Raw genomic sequence first — 26,121 nt, 5'->3', positions numbered from 1 at the left:
TTATGATCTTGTTTATAATCGTACGTTTACCCCTTCTTCAGAAAGGTATTTTTTTAAGTCTGATATTCCTATCTCACCGAAATGAAACACACTGGCAGCCAAAGCAGCATCCGCTTTTCCGAGAGTAAAGGCGTCACGAAAATGGCTCATCTCACCTGCTCCGCCGGAAGCGATCACAGGAATATGTAATGTATCAGCTAAATACGCAAGGGCTTCATTCGGATAGCCTTCTTTCACCCCATCATGTGTCATACTCGTAAAAAGGATTTCGCCGGCTCCACGACTTTCTGCCTCTTTTGCCCAGTCAAACAAAAATTTGTCTGTCGGAATACGTCCACCGTTGAGGTAACACAACCAATTTCCATTCTCTAAATTAGCATCTATTGCAACAACGCAAACCTGACTTCCAAAATTTTTAGCGATCTCCTCTATCAGATCAGGATTTCTCAAAGCAGATGAATTGATCGAAACCTTATCTGCTCCGGCAGCCAATAAACGATCTACATCTGACAGAGCATTAATACCACCTCCGACAGTAAATGGGATGCTGATATTTGCAGCCACTTTCTTAACTAATTCAGTAAATGTCTTTCGTCCTTCATGAGACGCAGTAATGTCTAAGTAAACTAATTCATCAGCGCCTTGCCGACTGTATTGTGCTCCCAATTCGACCGGATCTCCCGCATCTCTGAAATTCACAAAATTCACTCCTTTTACTGTTTTACCGTCTTTTACATCCAGACAAGGTATGATTCTTTTAGCCAGCATTCTTTTTCTATTTTTCAGATCAGGTAAAGCGTAATAATTCTTTCAATTGGATGCGACCTTCATAAATAGCCTTTCCAAAAATGACAGACGGAATTCCCGCTTCTCTTAATTTTTCGATATCATCAATAGACGAAACACCTCCACTTGCTATTATGTGAACATATTCCACCTCTTCACGTATTTCCTTATACAAATCAATCGCAGGACCTTCCAACATTCCATCCTTACTTATATCCGTACAAATAACCTTGGTAATTCCTTTTTTATAATAATCACGAATGAACGGTATTAAGTCAAGCTCTGTTGTTTCTTCCCAACCATTGACGGCTATTTTTTTATTTTTCGCATCAGCTCCAAGAATGATCTTTTCACTTCCGTATTTATTCAGCCAGGATTCAAATTCCGCTGGGTTGTCTACAGCAATACTACCACCTGTAATCATCTGGGCTCCACTTTCAAACACGATCTCCAGATCATCCTCAGCCTTTAGCCCACCACCGAAATCTATAATTAAAGCCGTGCGGGTTGCAATTCGTTCTAATACACGATAATTAATTACACGACCTGCGCGTGCACCATCCAAATCAACCAGATGAAGCCGGGTAATACCATGATCTTCAAACATCTTAGCGACTTCTAACGGATCTTCATTATATACCTTCTTTGAACTATAATCCCCCTGCGTAAGGCGCACACATTTACCATCTATCAGATCAATGGCAGGAATAAGTTCTATTACATTATTACACATCATAATTTAAGAAAGTTAGTCAATATCTGTTCTCCCACATCTCCGCTTTTTTCCGGATGAAACTGTGTAGCATAAAAATTATCTTTATGTAAAGCCGCACTAAAGGGCAGAATATAATCTGTCGTTGCTATTGTATATTCATTCAAAGGCACATAATAACTATGAACAAAATAAGCAAATTTATCTTCCTGTTCTGCAGTAAACAAACAACTTTTCACATCGGTCAACGTGTTCCATCCCATATGAGGAACTTTATCCTCGTGGCGGTCAGGAATAAATCGCTTCACATGAGTATCAAAAATTCCCAAACAAATAGCTGACCCTTCTTCTGAAAAGCGGCACATCAGCTGCATCCCGAGACAGATACCCAAGACAGGCTGTTTCAATCCGCGGATAAGAGCATCCAATCCTCGTTCTTTCAAATAAGTCATTGTAGAAAGCGCCTCCCCTACTCCGGGAAAAATCACTTTGTCTGCGCTACATATCAACTTCGGATCATCTGTAATAACAGGTTCAACCCCCAAACGCTTCAACGCATAATCAACCGAATAAATATTACCTGCATTATACTTTATAATGACAACCTTCATCGTCCTTCAGCTCTTTAATTTAAATTACAAAAATAGTAAATAATCAGTAGCTACCCCTTCAAAGCGGAATATTATTGATAAAGAAACAAGAAAGCCCCTTTGCCGGTTATTCCGGAAACAAAGGGGCTTCACTCAAAAAGATAATTATTATCTCAAACGTACAACTTCTGAATAAATAGCCTGATCTGCACCTACAGCCTGTACTCCCACTCGAGCATATAATGCCTCAGCATTGGCTACATCCGCATTGCCGCTAATATCAGCGCTTAGGCTCACCGTTCCAACCGAAATATCTGAAAAGTCTTTACGGAATAAATTATTTACATCATCAGCAAATTGCGTTTTACTTAAAATCAACATAGCCCTCTGAATTTTAGCCGTCGGAACTATTTGATTAATCGTAAACGAAGCATTCATAGCAGTAGAGGAAACTGTAAGATTTTCCCCGGAAACCGTAAAGAAGGGTGTTACTTCTAATTCCACAGTAGCCGTACCTTTTAGGTTTACGACAACTGTATCACGTGTATTTACCCAAGGCCCATTTCCATCACGGGTTACCAACTTATATTCTCCCGGGAAAAGGACAGCAGAGAAATCTCCATCCTGCCCTACATACACAGAAATAGGGTCTCGTTTTGCATACCCGTCCTGATAAAGCTGAAGTCGGATTGCTTCCCCCGTCCCACGCAGATGAAGGCTCTCACCATTATATGTAATTTTACCTATTAAAGTTGATCCAGGTTCATCATAATTATCCTTACCACAACCTGTCAACGAAATCAAAAAGGCAAGGACAAAAAGAATATTAGATATTATTTTAATTTTCATAACATTTCAATTATTGATACGGGTTCTTAACTAATTTCGGATTATTGTTGATCCATCCCAAATCAAGGAAGTTATAATAATTCTGCATCTTAAAATAACGAGCATTCGGAGACATAAACAAGAAATCTTCAACAAACACCCATTTTCCATCATTAGGATCACCAGGAGCGACAACTTTGTACGGCCATAAACGTCTATGACGGGCTTGTTCATCATTGTTGTTTCCGTTCCATATCTTATCTGCTAAACGCCAGCGCTTCATGTCCCAATACCTGTGGTCTTCAAAAGCAAACTCCACTCTATTTTCATGTACGATATTATCAAAAACAAGCGTAGTCAACGGTTGAACTCCAGCTCTTTCGCGAACTGCATTTATATAATCAATTGCTTTATCATTATTTAATTCAAAAGCAGCTTCTGTAGCAATCATATAAGCTTCTGACATTCGGAAACGAGGCATCCACATTTCAGAACCACGTCCACGAGTTCCTGAAGAAGGCGTTTCATCTAAGTATTTACGAACGTAGAAACCTGTTTTATTAATGTATTGTTCATTTGATTCTTTAGGACCATTCTGAGAGGTTATCAAGTTTCCTTGTTCATCTTTAGAATTCAAGTCGCCTGTTTTAATATCCCAGCTTCCGTTTTCACGGATTAATTGACCAGCCTGTAAAACAACCTCAACACTTTTGAAAGAAGCACCCGGATAAATAACAGTTCCCCACAAACGCGGATCTCGATCCTTGAATGGTTCGTCGGCTGAGTTATAGAATTTATACGTTCCATTTTCAGTAGTCTGAATAAGACTTTTCTGACCCGGAGTAGAAGTATTTATCAATTCGTAATCTTCTACTAAATTCAATACGACTCCTAAATAGCTATTATCGATATCTTCAGCATGAGACTTCGGCGCATTTTGTGTTGTAAAACCATGTGTCTGTCCGGGATATTTATAATCACGTGCCCAGATCACTTCGGTATTATTATCTTTTACACAAACAGCTTCATAAAAGTTAAGCCCTTTATCATCCGGCCGTTTATCTTGCAACAAGTAAGGACTGTTTTTAATAACATCTTCAGCAGCAGCTAATGCAATCTTGTAATAAGACTCAGCTTTAGATGCTGGAATGCCTACTTCACCACCATCTGTTTTGATAGGGCTTGCCATCTTGTTGTTGTAATTAGCTATCGAACCCGCATAAAGAGCAGAACGAGCTTCCAACATTTTTGCACCCCATTTATTTACTCGTGCTGAGTTTGTCTGTTTTTCTGCAGGCAACATAGCATAAACCTCCTGACATTCTTTTATGATATAGTCATATAGCTCAACTTCTGTCGAACGAGGATACTGTATAGCCGTAATATCCATTCCTGCCTGATAATCGAAGACTTCATCTCCAACAATAGGCATTCCTCCCATACCACGACACATATTGAAATAACACCAGGCACGTAAAAAACGAGCTTCTCCTTCTAATGGAGCTTTTTCTGAGTCTTTCAACACGGTAGTAGCACGTAATCCGGATAAAAATTGATTTATATTACGAATTAATGTATAATCATACACCCTCCAACGATCATCTTCGAATGTAGATCGATGATCAGGACCGCCATTACAATAAGCAGCCTCATCTAACACAGTCAGTGCACCCCAGTCTGCCACATGTTGCCCCCATGTTACACGACCATAATAATTAGCTAAAACAGACTTAATCATGACTGCATCTCCAAAAATCTGATCATCTGTCATAATCTTATCAGGTTCCTGATCCAGAAAACCATCACAAGCAGTCATAGACAACATACAAGTTGCCATTGCTGCAATTATATATTTTATCTTCATACTTGTCAAAATTTAAGATTAACACCAATGTTTATCACGCGAGTAGTCGGATATCCCAGACCATTTCCCTCCGATGACTCGGGGTCAATACCTGGCGCATTTGTCAATGTAAGTAAATTAGTACCTGCTACATAAAAACGTAATTCTGATATCAAGGCTTTTTCTACGAGACTCTTAGGTAGCGTATAACCTAATTCTAAATTACGTAACTTGACATAACGCACGTTTCTCTTCCAGAAAGTACTATTCCAATAGTTACTATGCGAGCTGTTTCCTATTAACAACATTGGATATTTCCCCGGTATTAACTCACTGTTTGCATCCCAGATATCTGCCAAACGCCAAGTATCTTCCATATAATACTGAGGATTGTTACCTCCATCATGGAATGGATTACGTTGTTCCCAATCCTGATACCATGAAGCCAATGCTCCACCTGTAATATCAAATGACAAATCAAATCCTTTCCATCCAAAAGCAAAGTTCAGACCAAAGTTCAGAATAGGCGTAGCACCTTCACGATACCCTATTGGTCGTTCATCCATACTATTAATCACGCCATCACCGTTGATGTCTTTGTATTTGATATCACCGGGACGCAATGTTTTATTTCCCTGACGGTCATTGTCAATTGTATAAGTGGCAATTTCTTCCCAGCTCTGGAACTGACCTATCGCTTCTAATCCCCAGTTTACATATCCAAAACGATGATTTATTGAATTTCTATATTCATCCCATGAGTTTGAGAAACGTGGTTTGTATTGTTCCCAGTCATAGAAGCGAGCATAGGTAATATTTCCTCCGATTGAGTAAGTAAAATCTTCAATTTTATCACTCCAACGAACTGCAGCGTCATATCCCATATGAACATCCGAATTCAGGTTTTCCTTTGGCAAAGAGAAGCCAACTTCGGAGGGAAGAAGAACATCATATCTTGAAGCCGGAAGACCCGTACGTTTACGACGGAAAAAGTCAAATTGACCGGAAAGGCGATTATCTAAAAATGCCACATCAAAACCAATATCCAAAATCTTAGCTTTAATCCAGGACAAAGTAGTCACTGGTAATCCACGAGGTACGGAACCGATCGTGTATTTACCATCAATTACAGAACCACCATTCTTATAGTTATAACCGCTCATATAGTCGAAAGCTGAATATCCTGAAACATCATCATCTCCTACCATACCATAAGAACCACGTATTTTCAAATCGCTAAATACGTTAGCAATTTTTGCTTCCTTCCAGAACGCTTCCTCCGAAATTCTCCAACCAACAGAAGCAGAAGGGAAGAATCCCCAACGCTGATTCGGTGGAAATTTCCAGGAACCGTCGTATCGACCGGAAACTTCAACCAGATACTTATTCGCATAGTCATAATTTCCACGGAACAACCAGCCAAGACGAGCTTCTGTTTCATTACCTTCGTCAGTATATGTATCCATCGTTTCATAATCAATCAGATGCAATGCATTCGCTGTTGGAATAGAGTGAAGCCAGGAAGTAGGAGTATCACGTTTTATTGCTTCAAAACCGGCAATTGCAGATACATTATGATCTCCGAACTTTTTATTATATGCCAATTGAATATTCGACATAACCTCTTCGTTATGACCAACTCTTCTTTCCCTCCAGGGATTGGTGTTTTCGAATATTACCGGATAAGTATCTGTAGCTTCGTCATACCCATAAAGCTTGTAGGTATATTCCTGATTATTCATGTTTTGATAAGCCAGATAGTACCCTACCAAAGCTTTAGCCTTCAATCCATCGAAAATATCATATTCTCCCGTAGCCTGTAATTGAGCTACTCGCCATGTTTCTTTATATTCTCCGGACAATTCATAATTTAACCAACCAAAATTTGTCGCAGCATTAGAAGACGTTAATGTCGGATATTTTGGATTGTCATTAGCAAAAGGACGTTTAGTCGGTAGATTTCGATAAGTACCGAAACGAGGCATCCAATAGTCGTCCGCTTCAGGAACACCCGGATTTTTACGTTCTTCTATTCGACCGTTCATAGTAGCACCGATCTTCAAACGTTCATTGATCTGAGCATCAATACTCATCTGAACGTTTGTACGTTGGAAACCACCATAATTAACAATCATAGCTTGCTGATTCAAGTGTCCGACAGAAAAATAATAATTAATCTTATCTGATCCACCCGATACATTTGCATTCAGGTAATATTGAGGATTGGTCTCCCATATAAAATCATACCAGTCAAACGGAACATATCCTTTTTCTGTCCCTGCCAACCATTTTTGATAATCTTCTTTACTATAGGTATAATCCGTTTTTCCCTGAACTGTTTCTGACTGTATGTAATTAGTTATATATGTCGCTGCATCCGCAGGTTTCGGGAAGGTTGACGGACTCTGCCAACCGTAGTAACTATTAATTGAGACCGTATTTTTTGTGTTTCTTTTTCCTTTCTTGGTAGTAACAACAACCACCCCGTTTGCAGCACGTACCCCGTAAATAGAAGCAGAAGCATCTTTCAAGACAGAGATACTTTCGATGTCGTTGAAATCAATATTGTTAAATTGACCTGCATCAGATTGAACCCCATCGATTACGTAAAGAGGGTTACCCATGTTACGAATTTGTACGGAAGTCGATGCTCCCGGGCGACCATCTGTTTGCCGTGTATTAATACCCGCAATTTTTCCGACTAAAGCTCCGGATGCCGTTGATGCAACTGAACGACTAATCTCATCTGAACCCACCGAAGTAATAGCTCCGGTTAATGTCGCTTTCTTTTGAGAAAGACCGAAACCGGTTATAACAACCTCTTCCAAGGTCTGCGTATCTTCTTTTAAAGAAATAGTAAGATTATCTCCTGTTACCGCAACCTCCTGAGACAGATAACCAATATAAGAGACCATTAATGAGGCATTATCCGGAACACTTAAGCTAAAAGCTCCATTAATGTCTGTGATCGTTCCGTTGGTTGTTCCTTTTTCAACAATATTGGCACCAATAACAGGTTCTTTATATGAATCGAGAACAACACCTTTAATAATCTTCTTATGCTGTTGAGGTGATGCTTTATCAATCATAATAAAAGCTTCCATTGTCTCTTTTTCCTTACCTATCGGTATTAAGACAATCTGATTATTTGAAATCTCAAACGTCATGTTTGTGGATCTCAGAACATCCGATAAAACTTTTTCTAAACTTTTATTTTGGGCAGTAATACTAACCCGTTCTGAGAGGTTAATCGTATTCTCATCATAAAAAAACGAATATCCACTCGTTTTTTCAATCTCCTTTATCGCATAATCAAGCGATACATCCTTCAATTCCATCGTTATTGATTTCACTTGCTCTTCTGCATGGACTTTTGAACAATGTCCGATTGGCAAGCATAAGAAAAGAAATAGAAACAGAATTCTTTCTATCCCTTTGTTCAGAAATAACATTTCTTGTTTCTTCATAAACTTACTTTAAGATTAAATTTCAAAAAACTTTGTTTAGGTTAATACCTTTTTTTCATAATATTCATTTAAGATTTATTCTCATAGGCAATTATTTTAGGTTATTTTTCGTCTTATTGTCAATACATTATTTTCGTCAAAACTGTATTCTATGGGGTTGGTTCGAGCCATCAGACGTAGTATTTCTTCTAACGGCTCTATCGTTATTTTAAAAGTATAAGCCTGATCATCCGGGATAGTCGGGTCTAAGAGAATAGTAACCCCATACCATTTAGAAAGGTAAGAGGATAGTTCGCGTATTGATTTTCGTTCAAAATTTATTGATTCACGCGCCCATATTGCATCAAAAGTCACATCACTATTTTGCACTATGATCTTATCCACAGAGGTTCCGCAGATAGCAATTTCACCCGGATGTATTTGTTTTGTTATACTATCGGATTTGACAGACACAGATCCCGACAAAAGGCTTACTTTAACATTTTCATGGGAATTAACATTAAAAGACGTTCCGAACACCTCTATTTCCGCATCATCACAAGAAACTATAAACGGGCGGGTTTTATCTTTCGCAACTTCAAAGTATGCTTCACCTTGCAAAGAGACAAGTCTTTTTGCATCATTTAATGCACCTGAATAAGTTATAGAAGATTGGGTATTCAACCAAACAACCGAACCGTCAGGCAATAAGACTTTTGATTTGCCATTGAGAGAAGAATAGGTGTGCATAACAAGCTCTTTGGGGGAATGTTCGTCGTTTATATAAAACCCGAATATTCCTAAGCACAAAATCAGAAAAGAAGCTACAGCAGAAACTATGCTTATACGCTTCCACATAAATATTTTATGTGAAGATGACTGGTTATTTATTCGTTTTTCTAATTTTTCCCATTGCTTCTCAACATCGGATTGATGTTCTATATTATCACGAATTATATTTAACCAAAGTCGGTGTAGATCAGAGTATATTTGAAAGTTGTCATCTTTCTCAAGCCAAATATTCAACAGCTCTTCTTGTTCAGACGTTATCTCCTGCTTAAACGCCGGCAATAAGATGTCCCAAGGAATTCTTCTTCTCATTTAAGTTCTATTATTGATATTAAATAAGACTCAATAATGAGAACCATCCCCTAAACAGAAGTAAGAAAAAATGTTTTTGCTTATCTAAATCACCACAAATAAGAATAAGAATCACCCAGGAAGGCTCTTATTTTTTTCAAAGCGATAGTTATTTGTCCCTCCACAGTTTTCTCCGATATTTTTAACGTTGCCGCAATTTCTTTATTTGTAAGTAGTTCCTTCCGGCTTTTTTCAAAAATCGTACGACATTTCTCGGGAAGCAAACATATCGCTTCCTGAATTAAGTTTGATAATTCTTCTAACTCTAATTGAGTGTCATATTCTTGGATTTTATTAGACAGATCTACATCGTCGAGATAAACCGGCTGTTTCTTATCACGAATATAGGTAAAGGCCTTGTTTTTGGCTGATTGAAATAAATAAGCTTTTAATGTTAAACGAATTTCAAAACGTTCTTTATTTTCCCATATGTAAGTAAATATATCAAGCACTATCTCTTGAGCTTTCTCTCTATTATTAATATAATACAGAATAAAACGCTCAAGGGAATCTGAATAAAGGTAGAATAAATGCTTAAAAGCAATTTGGTCTCCTTCCTTGATTAACTTCAACAAAAGAATGTCATCAGAATTATATTCCATAGTCTTTATTCGACTTTGAGAGAAGCACAAAGTTCGTACAAAAAAAGTTAAAAATAAGATATTGTGTTCACAAAGGCAAAAAAACTTTTCAGAAAATTCCCGACAAAAAAAAGGAGTAATTAGAAAAATCACGCGATATCATAAGATCTGTTTCGAAAAAAAGATAACTTTGGCGGAACTCTATTCTTGCAAAAATCATAACACATGTCTCAAACCTATAACAAAAACAACCACAATTCAATAGTAGTTTTCGGAGGAGTATTCTTCTTCTTATCGCTATTACTCTTCTTCCACTTATTCTGGAAATATCACTTTTTAAATATTGAACAATACCAATTATTTTTATTTACGCAGGAATATGTAAAAGAACTGTTATTTGATTATGGTGGCTTATCCTCTTATCTTGCCCGGTTTTGTGTTCAGTTTTTTATCATCTCTTTTATTGGTCCTGCTCTTACCGCATTATTGTTAACTGCAATCGGTGTCTTGTTCTATTTATCAATGAGACAAAGCTACGTCTCCAAAAATCTTTTTGTCATTTCATTTATTCCTGTTTTGTTTTTAATTCCATTACATCTTGATGTAAACTATAAAATAGAAGGAACAATCGCTTTGTTATTAACCTTTTTATGTCTGTTTATTTATACTCGAATCAAAACACCTGTTTTACGAATACTATCCGGAATACTATTCATCTTTATTCTTTTTGCAGGAGCAGGAGCAACCGTTACTCTTTTTATCGCCCTGATGATACCTTATGAGTTACATAAACGAGAAAAAAAAGCATGGATTATTGTCTTTCCTCTTTTAACCTGGTTGATATCTATCTGGTTTTTATTAAAAACAGGAGTAAAAGATAGTGTTACAAATTTACTATTACCGGATACCTACTATGATCCCAAGCTTCACAACTCATCTATGTATTACCCTTGGATAGTTTTTTTTATCCTCTTTGTTGCAAGTCTGTTCTTGTTGAAAGGGAAACGGGAAGTAAAACAGTCATCGGTAAAGAATTATTGGTTTATATCGTTGGGGATTTGTTTACTCTTTGTGAGTTTTTATGTTATACGTCTATCTAAAGACAGAGAATATTACAATTTTCAGAAACAATCTTATTTCGTACGGAATCATCAGTGGCAAAATGTAATAGCTAATTATACAGCTCCTTTCGCATTGCAAAACCGCTTAAACCCCATACTAAATTTAGCTTTGGCGAAACAGGGTTTATTGGGAGAAAAACTTTTCGAAAGACGTCCTAAAGGTGTGCAGGATCTTCTTCCTCAATGGGATTCAACCATCGACGATGCTGTATTATTAAGCGAAATATACTATCATATCGGAGATATTGCCTCCTCTCAGAAAATGGCTTTCGAAGCAACAGTGGCTTCAATAAACGGGGGAAGCGGTTACATGCTTCTACGACTAATCGAAACAAATATTATCTTCGGGAACTATGCTGTAGCTAAAAAATATATTTCAATCTTAGAAAAAACCTTTTATTATAAATCTTCAGCCAATGAACTCAAGCGATTCTTATACAGTGACAACGAAGTGGAAAAAGATACTACTTTAGCCAATAAAAGAAAAGCACTTGTAGGAAACGGGAATTATGCGGTCTCTTCCAAAGTAGTTCATACCTTGGAGCAATTGGCTATTAATAATCCGGAAAATCAGATTGCTATACAATATCTTGCAGCTATGTGTCTTTTAAATAAAGACAGGAAGAGTTTCAGACATCTATTAGAATTGTATTACGGTACACCGGTTTGGCCTAAATTATCGACTTTACATCAAGAGGCTGTTGTTACTTTGGAACGAAACAATCCTACATTTTGGGTAAAGAACGGAGTCAGTTTAAAAGTCGAACAAAATTTCCGGACATTCAATGAGGTGGCCAAAACAAAACAACATACGCCGTCATTTGAGAGAGAGATGAGAGCTCAATTTGGTGATACATATTGGTTATATTTAATCTTTGACAATTAATTCTTATGAAGAATCTCTGTTTTTGTTTTTTCTTAATCATTTCGTTTCTTTCATGTTCGGGTAATTTTAACATCACGGAACATTCAGAAACGTATCCTGAATTATTCCCTGATTATATTAACACGACTATCCCGCCCAATATTGCTCCATTAAATTTTTCTTTACAAGAAAAAAATGATGACGCTCTCGTTAAGTTTGAACATAAAGATTTCACATTTCAGATATATTCTACCGATGGAACATTCGATATTCCATTAAAAAAATGGAAACGGTTACTTCAAGTAGCTTCCGGAAATGAGTTTTCAGTCACAGTTTGTGTAAAAACAGATAAAGGAGGAAAGGAATATGCTCCATTCAAAATCAATGTTGCCCGTGAACCGATAGATTCTTATATTGCTTACCGATTAATTGATCCCGGGTATTCTCTTTGGAACGAAATGGGTATTTATCAAAGAGAGTTGAGTTCATTTAAAGAAACAGTTTTATATGAGAATAAACTGACACAAAATAATTGTGTGAATTGCCATTCTTTTTGTCAGCAAGATCCGTCCCAAATGCTCTTTCACATGCGTGGAAATCATGCAGGGACAATACTGATACAAGAGGGAGAAATTAAGATTATCCAACCAGACGCTAAGAAAAACATTCCGTCTCTTGTCTATCCATATTGGCATCCTTCGGGTCAGTTTATCGCATTTTCGACGAATAAGACCACGCAGGATTTTCATCCGACTCAACGAGTTGAAGTTTTTGATCATTCATCCGATGTTTTTGTATATGACATCAAGAGAAACGAACGTTTATCAACTCCTTTCTTGGATTCAAAGAATAATATGGAGACATTCCCTTCATTTTCGCCCGATGGTAAAACACTTTATTTCTGTACGGCTCAGGCACAACCTGTTCCCGACTCAATAAACCGGTTAAAGTACAATCTGTGCAGTGTTTCTTTCGACATAAACAGCCGTTCTTTCGGAAATCAGATAGACACATTATTTAATGCAGAGAAGGAGAATAAAAGCATTTCTTTCCCGAGAGTATCTCCTGACGGTAAATATCTACTATGCACTGTATCAGGATATGGTACGTTCCCCATATGGCATAAAGATGCTGATTTATATTTAGTTGACATGAACACAAAACAAGGCCGTTTTCTCAAAACATTTAATAGTAATGATACGGAAAGCTATCATTCATGGTCATCAAACAGTCGGTGGGTTATCTTTAGCAGCAGGAGAATTGATGGACTTTATACAAGGCCGTTTATTGCTTATTTATCAGAAGACGGAATGGAAGGAAAGCCATTCCTTCTCCCTCAAAAAGATCCATCTTATTATACACTTCTAATGAAATCATTCAACATCCCCGAATTTTGTACGGATAAAGTCACCTTTTCGCAAGTTGATATCATGCAAAAAGTAAAAGAAGAAACAGATACTAAATTCATTGGAGAAAATTCTGTAAACTAACTAATTTAAAATCCGACTCTATACTATTTCATAGCAAAAAAACCGTAGCATTTTTTCGGCTGAGACTCTTGGTTTAGTCTGCCGAAGCTCTTAGTTCAGTTTGCCGAAGAGCCTTGAAAAGTTTGCCGAAGCTCTTCAAAACTTGACTATATTATAACTACCGATTTAAATAATTGGAATATAATAATTTAATCGATATAAATAATTTATTTTTTTATCTTACCTGCAAACCATAATACGGATAGGTGCATAAGTTAGAGTAGTATTGATTATCTTTGTGATATGTAGTGTTTCTCCATAAACATAATTATTATGATAAAAATATTTCCTGTCAGTACGGTTAAAGAAATTGACAATTATACCATATTAAATGAACCTATCGATTCCATTGATTTGGTGGAAAGAGCTTCCACACAGTTTGTTCATGAATTTACGCGTCGTTATTCAAAGCAACATCGTATCATCGTTTTTGCGGGACAAGGAAATAATGGTGCCGATGCGTTGGCTATAGCAAGACTTTTAGTTGAAGAGTCTTACCGCGTGGAGACCTTTCTTTTTAATCCGACAGCAAATCTATCGCCGGATTGTATGATAAATAAAACGAAACTGCTCGAAATTGAACATGTTGAATTTACTGAAGTTATTCAGGACTTTGAGCCCCCTATGCTTTCGGCCAATGATATTGTAATTGATGGTTTATTCGGATCTGGACTGAATAGGCCTCTTTCGGGAGGATTTGCTGCTGTGGTCAATTATATTAATCAATCTGAAGCCAGCATTGTTGCAATTGATATTCCTTCGGGATTATTTGGAGAGGATAATCTTCAGAATGATATGAATGCCGTAATCAAAGCTGATCTTACCTTAACGTTTGGCTTTCCTAAGTTATCGTTTCTTTTAGCCGATAATTTTCCTTATGTGGGTGAATGGAAGGTCTTGGATATTGGCTTACATCCCGATATTATCGAAGATATGGAAACGCCTTTCTGTTTAGTAAATGAAGAAGACATCACAGAAGTGCTTCATCCGAGGAAAAAATTTGCGCACAAAGGAGATTTTGGGCATGCGCTCTTAGTTGCCGGTAGCAAAGGAAAGATGGGTGCTGCCGTACTTGGCACACGTTCGTGTTTACGAAGTGGGACCGGATTAGTTACTGTACATATTCCCAAATGTGGTCTTCAGACACTTCAAACGGCTATTCCAGAAGCTATGGCAAGTGTAGATCAACATGCGGAACATTTCAGCGTTACACCGGATAGTTCTTCTTATTCTGCAATTGGGGTCGGGCCCGGATTAGGTCAACATATGGAAACTGCAACAGCATTGGAGCGGCTGATTCAAACAACGAAAAAACCGCTTGTAATTGATGCTGATGCACTCAATGCTCTGGCTACAAATAAGGATATGCTGAAGCAGTTACCTCAGGGAAGTATTCTGACTCCACATCCGAAAGAATTTGACCGCTTAGCAGGAAGTTCACCGTCTTCTTTCGAACGCTTAATGAAAGCACGCGAATTTGCATCCACATATCAGATCATCCTTGTTCTAAAAGGAGCTTACACTGCAATTTGTCTGCCTAACCGACATATCTATTTTAATAGTACAGGCAATCCAGGCATGGCTACTGCAGGAAGTGGTGATGTCTTGACTGGAATTATTCTGGGACTACTTGCCCAAGGGTATGAACCGGAGGTTGCTGCTACAATTGGCGTTTATCTGCATGGCGCAGCCGGAGATCTGGCCGCAGTAATTCATACAGAAGAAAGTCTCATCGCAAGCGATATCACGGATATGCTTGGAAAAGCCTTCAAGCAGATTAAATAGTGATATTTACTGGCAAAATTGAACTACGATAAAATAGTTCAGTTCTGCCAATATTCAAGTCTTTTTTTATTGAGGCGTAAAAACTAAAATGGCCGAAAGTATGACGGAAAAGAGGAAAACAAGCATTCCTGTTTTTCCCAGAATATTGTTTAATGCTTTCCCTTCTGTCCGCGTCATTTCCCGCCAGACAAAATAAAAAACAACATAAAAGAAACCAAGTAATGCTATCTGCCATGTCAGTCTGTCTTTTCCAACAACTAAAGGCAGGGCTAAGAAAAAAGCAACAGAGCCATTCAACAGATAACTGATCAACCCGAAACGACGACCAAACAGAACAATAGTTGTTCGTTTTCGTGCTTTTTTATCTTGTTCATAGTCACGGTAATTATTGACAATAAGAATATTAACGGACAATAAACCGATAGCAAGTGAAAGTATTAATGACAACAAACTAAAGTTCCCCGCCTGTATATAGTACGTAAAACAAACCGGAATCACGCCATAAAACAAAAGCACGCATATATCCCCCAGTCCATTATAAGCCAAAGGAAAAGGGCCGGCTGAATAAGCAAGCACACAAAGAGCAATGGCGATCCCCACAGGAATCAGTTCCCAGCCGGAGAAAAATAACAATAGACACCCACAGAGGCAAGCCAACCCAAGAGCAATAAATGTAGCCCTCAACATCGCTTTCGGCTCTATCCACCCTGAAGCCACAGCCCGTTCCGGGCCAAGGCGTTCTTCTGTATCTGCACCTTTCTTAAAATCAAAGTAATCATTCGCAAAATTGCTTGCAATCTGTGCCAACAAAGCCACCATCAAACATAAAAAAGCAGGAATAGCCTTAAACATCCCGTTCTGCCACGCCAATGCACAAGCCACCAACACCGGACTAATCGAAGCCGGCAAAGTTTTCGGCCTCGCGGCCTCCACCCAAGCCATAAAAGAGTTTTTTTTCATTAACTGGATATTCTATTGTATTATCACAAAAGTAATACAAAAGGTAGGATTCTTTTTTATATTCTCTTAATAATGATAAGGACTTTTAGAGCTTGATCCGGAGAAGAGTATGCTCTTAGATAAAAAAGCAAAAACCTCGTAGTCCATGTTACTAACAACATACTACGAGGTTTTTTTACACTATTATATTTTTTCTTTATTCTGAAAGAGATTTTATCACTTCCTGATTTGTTTTGCGAAGAGTAGCTTCGTTCATTTTAATAACTTTACGGTCATATGTCATAACGCCATTTACTTCTCCTTCTACATCGGTAGTCTGCGTATAAACCGCAGCAGAGAAACCACGATCAATAAATGATTTCAGTTCGTTTGCATACTTCACGTATTCTGCTGTTACTTCATCACTATTCTTAAACTGTATATAACCCCAGTTACGTTTATTCCACCAAAGATGATCTTCAAGTGCAAGTCCGATACCACCATATTCGCCTAATACGTTTACGCGTTCTGCATCAAATAAGAACATGGCAGGACCAGGATAGTTATGCAAGTCAAGAATATCGCCTGTTGGACGATGGTTTCCTCCACTGGCAGGGTTGACAAGACGTGAAGGATCATACGCTGCCGTCCATTCTGCTACACGTTCCGTATCAAACTGCCCCCAAGCTTCGTTAAACGGCACCCAAACGACAACTGACGGATTAGAAACACATAAATCCATAATCTCTTTCCATTCCTGATCGTAGTTAGCAATAGATTCAGCGGAACGTTTTTTATCTGTACCGGCATTATATTGATGAGGAGCCCATTGGTTACCCATATCACCACTCGGCATATCCTGCCATACCAACATACCTAATTTATCGCAATGATAATACCAGCGAGCAGGTTCTACTTTTACGTGCTTGCGAATCATATTGTATCCCCATTCTTTTGTCTTAACGACATCAAAAGCCAAAGCTTCATCTGTAGGAGCTGTATATAATCCATCCGGCCACCAGCCTTGGTCTAACGGACCATAATGGAATAGATTTTTATTATTCAATTGCATACGCAGGATACCATTTGCATCCCGTTTCTTAGATATTTTACGGAAAGCAGTGTAAGATTTCACTTCATCCTGTACCTTACCGTCTTTCGCAATAGAAACTTTCATATCATACAAATATGGATTCGTTGGATCCCAAAGCGTAGGATTCTTCACACCTAAACGAAGTTCTTTTCCGGCAAGTCCTTTTGCTGTAGCTACGACTTGTCCTTTATCTAATAATTTTACTTCAACAATATTAGAAGGACATGCACAAGAAGCGCCAACGGTTACGGCTAATGTACCATTATCGATGTTGGGTATAGCCTTGATGGAAGTAACATGAACGGAAGCAACCGGTTCAATCCATACGGTTTGCCAGATACCAGTTACCGGTGTGTACCATATACCTTCCGGTTTAGAGGTTTGTTTTCCGCGCGGTTGATAACCTTTATCGCTTGGATCCCATACTCGTACCACCAACTTATGAGTACTTTTACCTGCCAGATACGGAGTTATATTGAAAGAAAAAGGAGTAAATCCGCCTTTGTGAGAACCTATTAAAATATCATTCACATACACATCAGCCTTCCAATCTACAGCACCGAAGTTTAATAACACATCTTTATTCTTCCAGGCAGAAGGGACGGTAAACGTACGTTTGTACCAGAGCTCATTCTTCTCTCCTACTTCTTTCTGAACACCAGACAGTGACGATTCTATCGCAAAGGGGACAAGTATATTACCGTCAAAAGCAACCGGTTCAACTTCTCCGCAAGGTTTGATTGCATAATCCCACAAACCATTCAGATTGACCCATGCTGTACGTTCCATTTGAGGACGTGGATATTCCGGCAACACATTGTTCGGATCTACTTTTTCCGTCCAGGGAGTTTTCAATTTATCACCTACCGGTTTCCATTGCGCGCTTGCAGTCATTGCTAACGCAAGAAGAGCACATACTAAAAACTGTTTTTTCATGTTTTTGAATTTAAGTAATGTATAATTATAACTATGTACAAATGCTTATTTCCTTCGCTTCTCACGGTTTGATTACCTGAGGAGTTGTTGTTGGACCATCGACATATAATTTCCCTTGCTTGTCAACGCCCATTTTATCAATAAAGACAACTCGTTCATTACCTGTTGCGCTGGTGCGTCCGTGATAAACGCAATACATTTCATTTCCGTCCCGCGATTTTACGATACTGTTATGTCCCGTTCCCGTTACAATTCCACCTTTCGGGGTGTTTTTCTGAAGCACAGGGTTATCTGCACTTTTGATATAGGGTCCTAACGGCGTTTTCGCTGTTGCATACCCCACAGCATAGTTTTCTCCCCCAAAATAGTTCGCGGAATACATCATATAATAAGTACCGTCTTGCTTAAAGGTATATGAACCTTCTGTCCAACGTCTGTTCACTTCTCCGGATGTTACGGAGCGACTCTCCCACTCTGCTTGCGCATCATCATTCGTCACCGGTGGGCGAAGAATTAATACCGGTTCTCCTATTATTTCTGTAAAATCAGGTTTTATTTCTACCCCGTAAATCCAACTTTCCTCAATCTCGTCAAATAAACCTTGTTCTTTTGCCCAGGTAGCCACCTCACTTTCTACAGGATGTTTATAGCAGCAACGAGAGAAATATAAATAATTCCGACCATCTTCATCCTCAAAAATATTTCCATCGATAGCCGGATAGCCGGGATCGAACAATGGACGATCGCTCATCTCTTTGAATGGTCCGGTTGGCTTGTCTGACACAGCAACTCCGATTTTGAAGTTCTCTAATTCGTTGGTTGGATTATTTTTCCAGTCGGCACTGAAAAACATGTAAAACTTTCCATTTCGTTCATAAACTTCCGGAGCCCAGAAATTAGCCACAGCCCAAGAGCCCGGAGTATTCCCGCGATAGACCTGTCCTTCCGGCTTCCAGTTTACCAGATCATCCGATGAATAGGCACAAAATCCATCCACTGCTCCGGCACCTGTTCCATACATATAATATCGCCCATCAGAAGCAAGCAGGACATATGGATCACCAAACTCAACACTCAACGGATTGGTATAGCTAACTTCTTTCTTTGTGTTTCTATTTCCACAGGCGAAAAACAAAGATGCAATCAGAGCAAGGATAAAACAATTGTTCATATTAATCATTTTTTCAACAAAGACATTTCGTACAACATCTTCATATAGTAACCGCCAACAACTGAACGAGCGCGGAAACCGACAGATTTACCATCCGTCGTTTCATGCCAATCACTCAATGGCATTCGTGTAGTTGTCTCGTTTGCATATTTATATACAGGAGCAACTAAGTTAGCAAACTCTTCCGTATTATCAGTCAGACAGGCAGTCCACAAAATCCAGTCAGACTTCGTATATGTTTTACGGCTATCCAAAGGAAGACCATAATTTTCTTGCTTCGTCAGATAATACGCAATTTCTTTTTGAGCAACTTCAGGAGCAAATATATTTGTACCGAAAACTTTATCCCAAACTAAATTATACTTCTGACTCCAGGTGTTTGGTTGATCAAACGTCAAACGGAAATGATCTCCATCAGCAGCCATGTCAATCCACTTAGCAGCCATATCTTTTGCAGCGCCAAGATATTTTGATGCAGTTTCATTATCTCCCATCATCTCGGCAAGCTTACCGTATCCTGCAATTCCCATAATGGCTTTTACTGAAAGATTAACATTACGAGCAAGATGACCTGCAAAGTCGTCCGTACAAAGTTGATTACCCGGATCAAAACCTTCCTTCAACAAATAATTAGCCCAGACAGTCAGTACTTCCCAATGTTTACGAGCATAGTCTGTATTTCCTTCACGCATAGCAATTGCTGTAGTCAGGATCAACATATTTCCAGCTTCCTCCACCGGCATATCTTCAGGATAAGTCTGCCCGTTTGCCAAAGGATAAGTACCCACATCATGCGATGGGAAAGGCTTATTCCACTGCCCGCTTTCACTATAATAGAAAATCGGATTCATCATACCCTTCAATAAGTCCGGATTATAAATCAGATACATAGGGGCAGAAGGATACGTTACATCTACCGTACCAATAGAACCATTGCTAAAGTTTTCTTTTGAAAGGAACAGCAAGTTTCCTTCTTTATCCTCAACCAATTTATGTGCAGCGATAGACTGACGATAAGCAAGCGCACAAAGCTCAGCATATTCTTTATTTCCTGTTTTTAAGGCATCATCCATCAATTTATTATCCAATGCACGACATTTATTCATAATCACAGGATATTCTTTATTCATCTTTTCAAAAGCCTGATAAATATCGACCTGCCCATTCCGCTTCCAGTAAGCCTGACGGTTATCTTTAAAATATTGAATAGAATAAAGATCATCATAACCGATCATCAAAAATCCGGAAGCTGCATTCGACACCTGTCCCAAATCTTGTGTATAAGCCATAGCCGTCATGCTATCATACATATTATGACTGTAGCTTGTATTGGTTGTTGATTTATTGAGATTACCTTCCGTAGCAAATTCATTTTTCAAAGAATGATAATCACCAAAGGCAACTGATTCATTGGCTTTATTCGCAGCCGCCAGATAGAAATATCCCCAGTCAATACGTACATTATCTCCTTTCCGACCTAACACGGGTTGTTCTTCCGTACCGGCTTTCAGATAACTTATTCCGTTTTTTTCTTCTTTACCTACCGTTATTTTCTGCGAATCATCATGCACTGCCCATTGAGGCGTTCCCTCAAGATAAAATTGAACATCATGTGCCGTACCATCCGTAGAACGTACCTGATACGAAATATAGTTTACAGGCGTACTCATTAATTCCAGATCATCCATTAAGAAAGGAGCTGTAAAAATCAAATCCAACTCTACCGGACCACACTCAAATGTATAATATGTCTGCGTTGGCAATACATTCACAGATTTCTGAACGGCCTTTTGAACAAATGGATCAGGCAAAGCCAATTTTTCAAACAATCCAAAATCCACATACCCGCCACCTGTCTTATTATAGCAATGTGCCGCAATTACATTCTTTCCGGACTTCAAGGTAGCTTTTACCTCATCACTTAATTTAAGCATTACATGATTTTTCCATGAATAATCAGTAGCTACAACCTGAATACCATTTATATATAATTCAAAAATATCATCATGCGAATATTCCAACCAGATTTCCTTTGTACTTAAATCCTCTGAAAGATCAAACGAACGACGCACCCAAATATCTTTCGTCTCCCACGAAGTTGACAGATACGGCATATTAGGCGTCCCAAAGGCCGCTTTTCCCTGTGTCCAAGCAGCATCATTGAAATTAACGTCCGTCCATTTTCCAGAAGGAACAGACATCGAATAAGCAGCATCCCATTTTTCCATAGCCGCAGTCGGCAGCAACGGTTTCATCGGCAAGTCTTCAACGCCCATAAAACGAAAAACCTGTCCATCCACCCGTAAAGCACCAATTAAAGGATGTTCTTTTCCCGTCCAATGTCGAACCGGATCTTCATTCAATTTATCCGTAAACGACCAGGCACAAGTGTAAGGGTCAATAGTAACTAACGGAAAAGCAGGAGCCCGCAACGAATTGGTTCGTTCAGACTGAAATTTCACTTGATCAGCTCCGCAAGCAGTAACAAGTAATAAAAGAAGAATAATAGGTAACTGAAAAATCCTCTTCATGGTATATTAATTTATAATAAGGTTACACGTCATATGCAAGTTAGACTCAAAAAAGAGCTCAAACCCTCAAACAAAGAACGCCCTTTTCAGGAAATCTCCCTTTCAATAATCATTCAAAAGGTTTAAACTTTCTTGCAGGAATGAAGAATTGGCATTTTAAAGAACAGTTTATCCGATACTATTCAAAACCTTCGAAAGCAGGCTTTGTCCTTTGTTATACTTCTCAATGTCTGTTTTTTCATATCCTCAATAGGCAAAAAAAATATAAGAGTTTGTAGCATTCAGAAAATTCCTTTAATTTGCATACTATCCCGATTTTGGAAAAACTATAATTCTATCGATACCATGTCTGCAACTAAATTAAAACGAATACCACCGCTACTTTTTTTCATGTTTCTTTTCGTCGCTTGTTCCGGAAATAAACTATCTTCTTTATTGGTTGAATATGCAGAGGCTCCGTTGGGTATTGATGTAGATAGGCCGCATTTTAGTTGGCAGATGGTTTCTTCGGAACGAGGGCAGGCACAAACGGCTTACCGGATTATGGTGGTTGACGAAGCAAAACAGCAGGTCTGGGATTCGGGGAAAGTCAACAGTGATATCTCTTTGAATATAGAATATGAGGGGGAAAAGCTACAGCCTTGTACGCGTTATCAATGGAAGTTGGAGGTTTGGAATCAGGATAACAAGATGCTGTCTTCCGAATCCTGGTTTGAGACGGGACTGATGAATCCTTCGATCGAGGCTTGGGAGGGCGCGAAATGGATCGGTGGCGGAGACGAAGATTTGGTTCTCTATCCCGATTATCTGCCTATTTTTAATATCAATTATACGGTTCTGTTGGACAAAGAGAGCGAATCTACGAAAGCCGGATTTGTTTTTGGAGCTAACGATCCTCGTCTGATGGATCGAGATATGAATATTTACAATTTGCAGAATGAAGAAAACGAGTCGTATGTCGAAGTAGAACTGGATATTTCGGGGATGAATTCAGGCAAAACTGCCTTTTTGAGTATTTATCGCGTAGGTTACGCACCCAACGATAAGAAGGATGTCCCGTTGGAGCGTTTGGCTGTTCCTGCTTCGATCATTAATAACAGCAACAAATACGAAGCGCATACGGTATATCTCAAAACGATGTATAGCTCTACGGAATTTTATATCGGAGGAGAAGATGAAGCGAACAAGATTGGGAAAGTTGTAATCAACCCGATTGGGAATAGCTGGGATTATATCTGCTTTCCGCTACTTTGCGAGATCGGTTTTTCTATGAAACCGAATCAAAAAGCGACTTTTTCAACAGTTAACGTACATAATTATCGTGTACCGAATAATATCCTCTATACGATGCCTGACAAATCTTATCCGGTAAATGGAGCAGACGACGGTTCATTTATCGTTAGCGATATCCGGAAAAAATCTATGCCGATGCTTCGTTCGGTTTTCTCTTCAAAGAAGACGAAGGTTGCTAAGGCTCGTCTGTATATTACAGCGCGAGGGATCTATGAGGCATACCTGAACGGAAAGAGAATAGGTGATGACTATTTCAATCCCGGATTGACGCAATACAACAAACATCATCTGTATCAGACCTATGACGTGACAGAATATGTTCATCCCGGAGAGAATGCGATAGGCATAACAATGGGAGAAGGCTGGTGGAGCGGAGCGATTACGTATATGGGCTATCTATGGAATCTGTTCGGTGACAGACAATCTATTCTGGCTAAATTAGTGATCACGTATGCAGACGGAACAGAAGAAATGATCGTCAGCCAACCAGATACTTGGTCTTATTTTGATGACGGGCCGGTGGTTTACAGCAGTTTCTTTCAGGGTGAAGTCTATGATGCCCAAAAAGAAGACCAGATAGCAGGCTGGACAGAAGCTTCGTATGATGCCTCTAATTGGAAACGGGCGACAGAGGTTAATCAGGAAAATGCGATCGTACACGACAAAGACATCGAAGCCGGACGAATGCCTGCTGTGAATGATTTTTCAAACATGCAGTTAGTCGGGCAATACGGGCAAACAGTAAAGAAAGTAAAAGAACTTACCGCAATCTCGATGGAAGAAGTCAGGCCAGGCGTTTACGTTTATGATATGGGACAGAATATGGCTGGTATTCCACGTATTGCCTTATCAGGGGAGCAACCGGGAAAGGAGATCATACTACGATTTGCTGAAGTGAAATACCCTGACCTGCCTGAATTCGCAGACAATGTAGGTATGATCATGCTCGAAAATATCCGTGGCGCACTTGCGCAAGACATCTATATTACAAAAGGTGGCAATGAAATTATCCATCCCCATTTCACATTTCACGGTTACAGGTTTGTCGAAATAACCGGAATAAGCAATGCCTTACCTTTGGAAGCTGTGAAAGGAGATGTACTGAGTTCAATCCACGGGCTTGCATCGAGCTATCAAACATCTAATAAAGAAGTCAACAAGTTGTGGGACAATATCATCTGGTCAACACGGGGTAACTTCCTATCCATTCCGACGGATTGTCCTCAACGTAACGAACGAATGGGATGGAGCGGCGATATCTCTGTCTTCTCCCGTACGGCAAATTATCTAAGCGATATACCACAGTTCCTTCGTCGCCATATGCAAGCTATGCGCGACACACAACGGGAAGACGGGCGGTTCGCAGATGTAGCACCTGTAGGAGGTGGTTTTGGAGGCATACTCTGGGGGAGTGCCGGCATAACGGTAGCTTGGGAAAGTTACCTGCAATACAACGATATCCGGATGTTGTCTGAACATTACGATGCCATGGAAGCTTATATTGATTATTTATTAACTTATATCGATCCGCAAACGGGTCTGCTTACCGAAGGTAATCTGGGCGATTGGCTTGGTCCTGAACAGGATAAAAACGACAACACACTGCTTTGGGAAGCTTATTTTATTTTTGATCTGGAAATTATGCAGCGTGTTGCCTCAGCTTTGAATAAGGAAGAAGACGCGAAACGGTTTGCCGGACTGTACGTAGAACGGAAGGCTTTTTTTAATAGGACTTATTTCCATCCGGAAACGGGACAAACGATCCATTCCGGATTCCGCCAACCGGAAAAGAAAGGAGAAATTATCGGAACACAAACTTCATATGTGCTCCCTCTGGCATTTGGTATCTGTGATGAACAAACAAAAGAAAAAGCCGTCAAAAATCTGACTTACTGTATTGACCATGAAACGAAAGTGGGCGAAAAGATCTATCCCCCCTACTCGTTAATGACGGGATTTATCGGAACAGCCTGGATTAACCGGGTACTGACCGATTTAGGTTATTCAGAAAGAGCCTACCGTATCCTACAACAAAAGACCTATCCCTCCTGGCTGTATTCCGTTGAACAGGGAGCGACAACCATTTGGGAACGTCTTAATTCCTACACAAAAGAACAAGGGTTTAGCGGCAACAATTCTATGAATTCATTCAATCATTATTCATTCGGTGCAATTGGTTCGTGGATGTATAACCATTCGCTCGGAATAGAACGGGATGAAAAACATCCGGGCTTCAAACATTTCATACTGCAACCCGAACCTGACCTAAGCAAACAAATGAGTTGGGCAAAAGGCTATTACGACTCACCCTATGGACGGATAGAGAGCAGTTGGACGATAAAAAATGAAACATATGATTACCATTTTGTAGTTCCCGCCAACACAACAGCAACTCTCTATCTACCGGCAGGTTCGATCGATCAGGTATCAGAAAACAATGCCCCTATTACGAACAACTCTGCTATTGAGGTCATCGGAAAGACAGACAAAAAAGTAATTCTTAAACTGAAATCCGGAGAATATCAATTCAGAGCCAATAGATAAACAATTTATTCAAAAGCTCTTACACTAATCTATTATAACAAACCGATAATCGACATGAACGGATGTGCTAAATTAGCCTACTGGACTAATAAAATGGCTTTTCAACACACCGTAGCTGGTAGTAATAACGTTGATGTTGTAAGGATTGAATTTTACAATATGACCTCTTTAAATATATATTCCAGAAAAAAACCAAAGTGTACCAAATGTGACATCTTTGAAGGATACCGGCCTCCTATCTTTGCTCAAAAGGATAGGAGGTCTTTTTCCCGACTTTGACGGTCGTATTGATTTTACATATAAAATACCCGTTGAATAGCAATGGTTCATGTTTGATTTTATCAGAAATCGTTTTGTAGTGTCTATGGAGATAAAGTGTTCAGGATCT

The 26,121-nt window shown here is 39.1% G+C and carries 16 protein-coding genes; 4 read left to right on the top strand and 12 right to left on the bottom strand.

Going from position 1 to position 26,121, the window contains the following annotated elements; translation table 11 throughout:
* Positions 1–12: 12 nt before the first annotated feature.
* The 8 genes from hisF to PHT93_RS09410 all read right to left on the bottom strand — a co-directional run bounded on the left by hisF (position 13) and on the right by PHT93_RS09410 (position 9,947).
* Positions 13–768: an imidazole glycerol phosphate synthase subunit HisF gene (gene hisF / locus PHT93_RS09445; RefSeq protein ID WP_300242152.1), complete on the bottom strand. Its 756-nt coding sequence runs from the start codon at positions 766–768 to the stop codon at positions 13–15.
* A 19-nt stretch (positions 769–787) separates the two neighbouring features.
* Positions 788–1,519, bottom strand: coding sequence for a 1-(5-phosphoribosyl)-5-[(5-phosphoribosylamino)methylideneamino]imidazole-4-carboxamide isomerase (gene hisA / locus PHT93_RS09440; RefSeq protein ID WP_300242178.1), 732 nt, complete (start codon positions 1,517–1,519; stop codon positions 788–790).
* Positions 1,519–2,109, bottom strand: coding sequence for an imidazole glycerol phosphate synthase subunit HisH (hisH, locus tag PHT93_RS09435; RefSeq protein ID WP_300242150.1), 591 nt, complete (start codon positions 2,107–2,109; stop codon positions 1,519–1,521). Before hisH ends, hisA begins: the two co-directional genes overlap by 1 nt.
* 147 nt (positions 2,110–2,256) lie before the next feature.
* Positions 2,257–2,937, bottom strand: coding sequence for a DUF3823 domain-containing protein (locus tag PHT93_RS09430; protein ID WP_300242149.1), 681 nt, complete (start codon positions 2,935–2,937; stop codon positions 2,257–2,259).
* Between the two features lie 10 nt (positions 2,938–2,947).
* Positions 2,948–4,780: a RagB/SusD family nutrient uptake outer membrane protein gene (locus tag PHT93_RS09425; protein ID WP_300242148.1), complete on the bottom strand. Its 1,833-nt coding sequence runs from the start codon at positions 4,778–4,780 to the stop codon at positions 2,948–2,950.
* A gap of 5 nt (positions 4,781–4,785) precedes the next feature.
* Complete coding sequence (locus tag PHT93_RS09420; RefSeq protein WP_300242147.1) at positions 4,786–8,226, bottom strand: TonB-dependent receptor; 3,441 nt, start codon at positions 8,224–8,226, stop codon at positions 4,786–4,788.
* A 96-nt stretch (positions 8,227–8,322) separates the two neighbouring features.
* Positions 8,323–9,306 carry a FecR family protein gene (locus PHT93_RS09415; protein ID WP_300242146.1) on the bottom strand — a complete coding sequence of 328 codons (984 nt, stop codon included), beginning with the start codon at positions 9,304–9,306 and terminating at the stop codon, positions 8,323–8,325.
* An 89-nt stretch (positions 9,307–9,395) separates the two neighbouring features.
* The gene (locus tag PHT93_RS09410; RefSeq protein WP_300242145.1) at positions 9,396–9,947 is read right to left on the bottom strand and encodes an RNA polymerase sigma-70 factor; all 552 of its coding nucleotides are present in this window, start codon (positions 9,945–9,947) and stop codon (positions 9,396–9,398) included.
* A 204-nt stretch (positions 9,948–10,151) separates the two neighbouring features.
* Here PHT93_RS09410 and PHT93_RS09405 point away from each other — a divergent pair, with 204 nt between their 5' ends.
* The 3 genes from PHT93_RS09405 to PHT93_RS09395 all read left to right on the top strand — a co-directional run bounded on the left by PHT93_RS09405 (position 10,152) and on the right by PHT93_RS09395 (position 15,226).
* Complete coding sequence (locus PHT93_RS09405; RefSeq protein ID WP_300242144.1) at positions 10,152–11,933, top strand: DUF6057 family protein; 1,782 nt, start codon at positions 10,152–10,154, stop codon at positions 11,931–11,933.
* A 5-nt stretch (positions 11,934–11,938) separates the two neighbouring features.
* Positions 11,939–13,402, top strand: coding sequence for a hypothetical protein (locus PHT93_RS09400; RefSeq protein WP_300242143.1), 1,464 nt, complete (start codon positions 11,939–11,941; stop codon positions 13,400–13,402).
* 312 nt (positions 13,403–13,714) lie between these two features.
* Positions 13,715–15,226, top strand: coding sequence for an NAD(P)H-hydrate dehydratase (locus tag PHT93_RS09395; protein WP_300242142.1), 1,512 nt, complete (start codon positions 13,715–13,717; stop codon positions 15,224–15,226).
* Between the two features lie 66 nt (positions 15,227–15,292).
* Here the strand turns inward: PHT93_RS09395 and PHT93_RS09390 are convergent, their stop codons facing one another.
* The 4 genes from PHT93_RS09390 to PHT93_RS09375 all read right to left on the bottom strand — a co-directional run bounded on the left by PHT93_RS09390 (position 15,293) and on the right by PHT93_RS09375 (position 21,896).
* Positions 15,293–16,186, bottom strand: coding sequence for a 1,4-dihydroxy-2-naphthoate polyprenyltransferase (locus PHT93_RS09390; RefSeq protein WP_300242141.1), 894 nt, complete (start codon positions 16,184–16,186; stop codon positions 15,293–15,295).
* Between the two features lie 196 nt (positions 16,187–16,382).
* A complete protein-coding gene (locus PHT93_RS09385) occupies positions 16,383–18,194 on the bottom strand; it encodes a sugar-binding domain-containing protein (protein WP_300242140.1) in 1,812 nt (603 codons plus the stop codon).
* Positions 18,195–18,255: 61 nt separating this feature from the next.
* A complete protein-coding gene (locus PHT93_RS09380; protein WP_300242139.1) occupies positions 18,256–19,365 on the bottom strand; it encodes a glycoside hydrolase family 43 protein in 1,110 nt (369 codons plus the stop codon).
* A 5-nt stretch (positions 19,366–19,370) separates the two neighbouring features.
* Positions 19,371–21,896 carry a DUF5127 domain-containing protein gene (locus tag PHT93_RS09375; RefSeq protein WP_300242138.1) on the bottom strand — a complete coding sequence of 842 codons (2,526 nt, stop codon included), beginning with the start codon at positions 21,894–21,896 and terminating at the stop codon, positions 19,371–19,373.
* A 345-nt stretch (positions 21,897–22,241) separates the two neighbouring features.
* Between PHT93_RS09375 and PHT93_RS09370 the strand changes: the two genes are divergently transcribed.
* Positions 22,242–25,733 carry a family 78 glycoside hydrolase catalytic domain gene (locus tag PHT93_RS09370; RefSeq protein ID WP_300242137.1) on the top strand — a complete coding sequence of 1,164 codons (3,492 nt, stop codon included), beginning with the start codon at positions 22,242–22,244 and terminating at the stop codon, positions 25,731–25,733.
* Positions 25,734–26,121 lie beyond the last annotated feature (388 nt).

Origin of the sequence: Massilibacteroides sp. (assembly GCF_028705895.1) — a bacterium.
Lineage (GTDB): Bacteria > Bacteroidota > Bacteroidia > Bacteroidales > Tannerellaceae > Massilibacteroides.
This window is presented reverse-complemented; position numbering and strand designations above follow the sequence as displayed.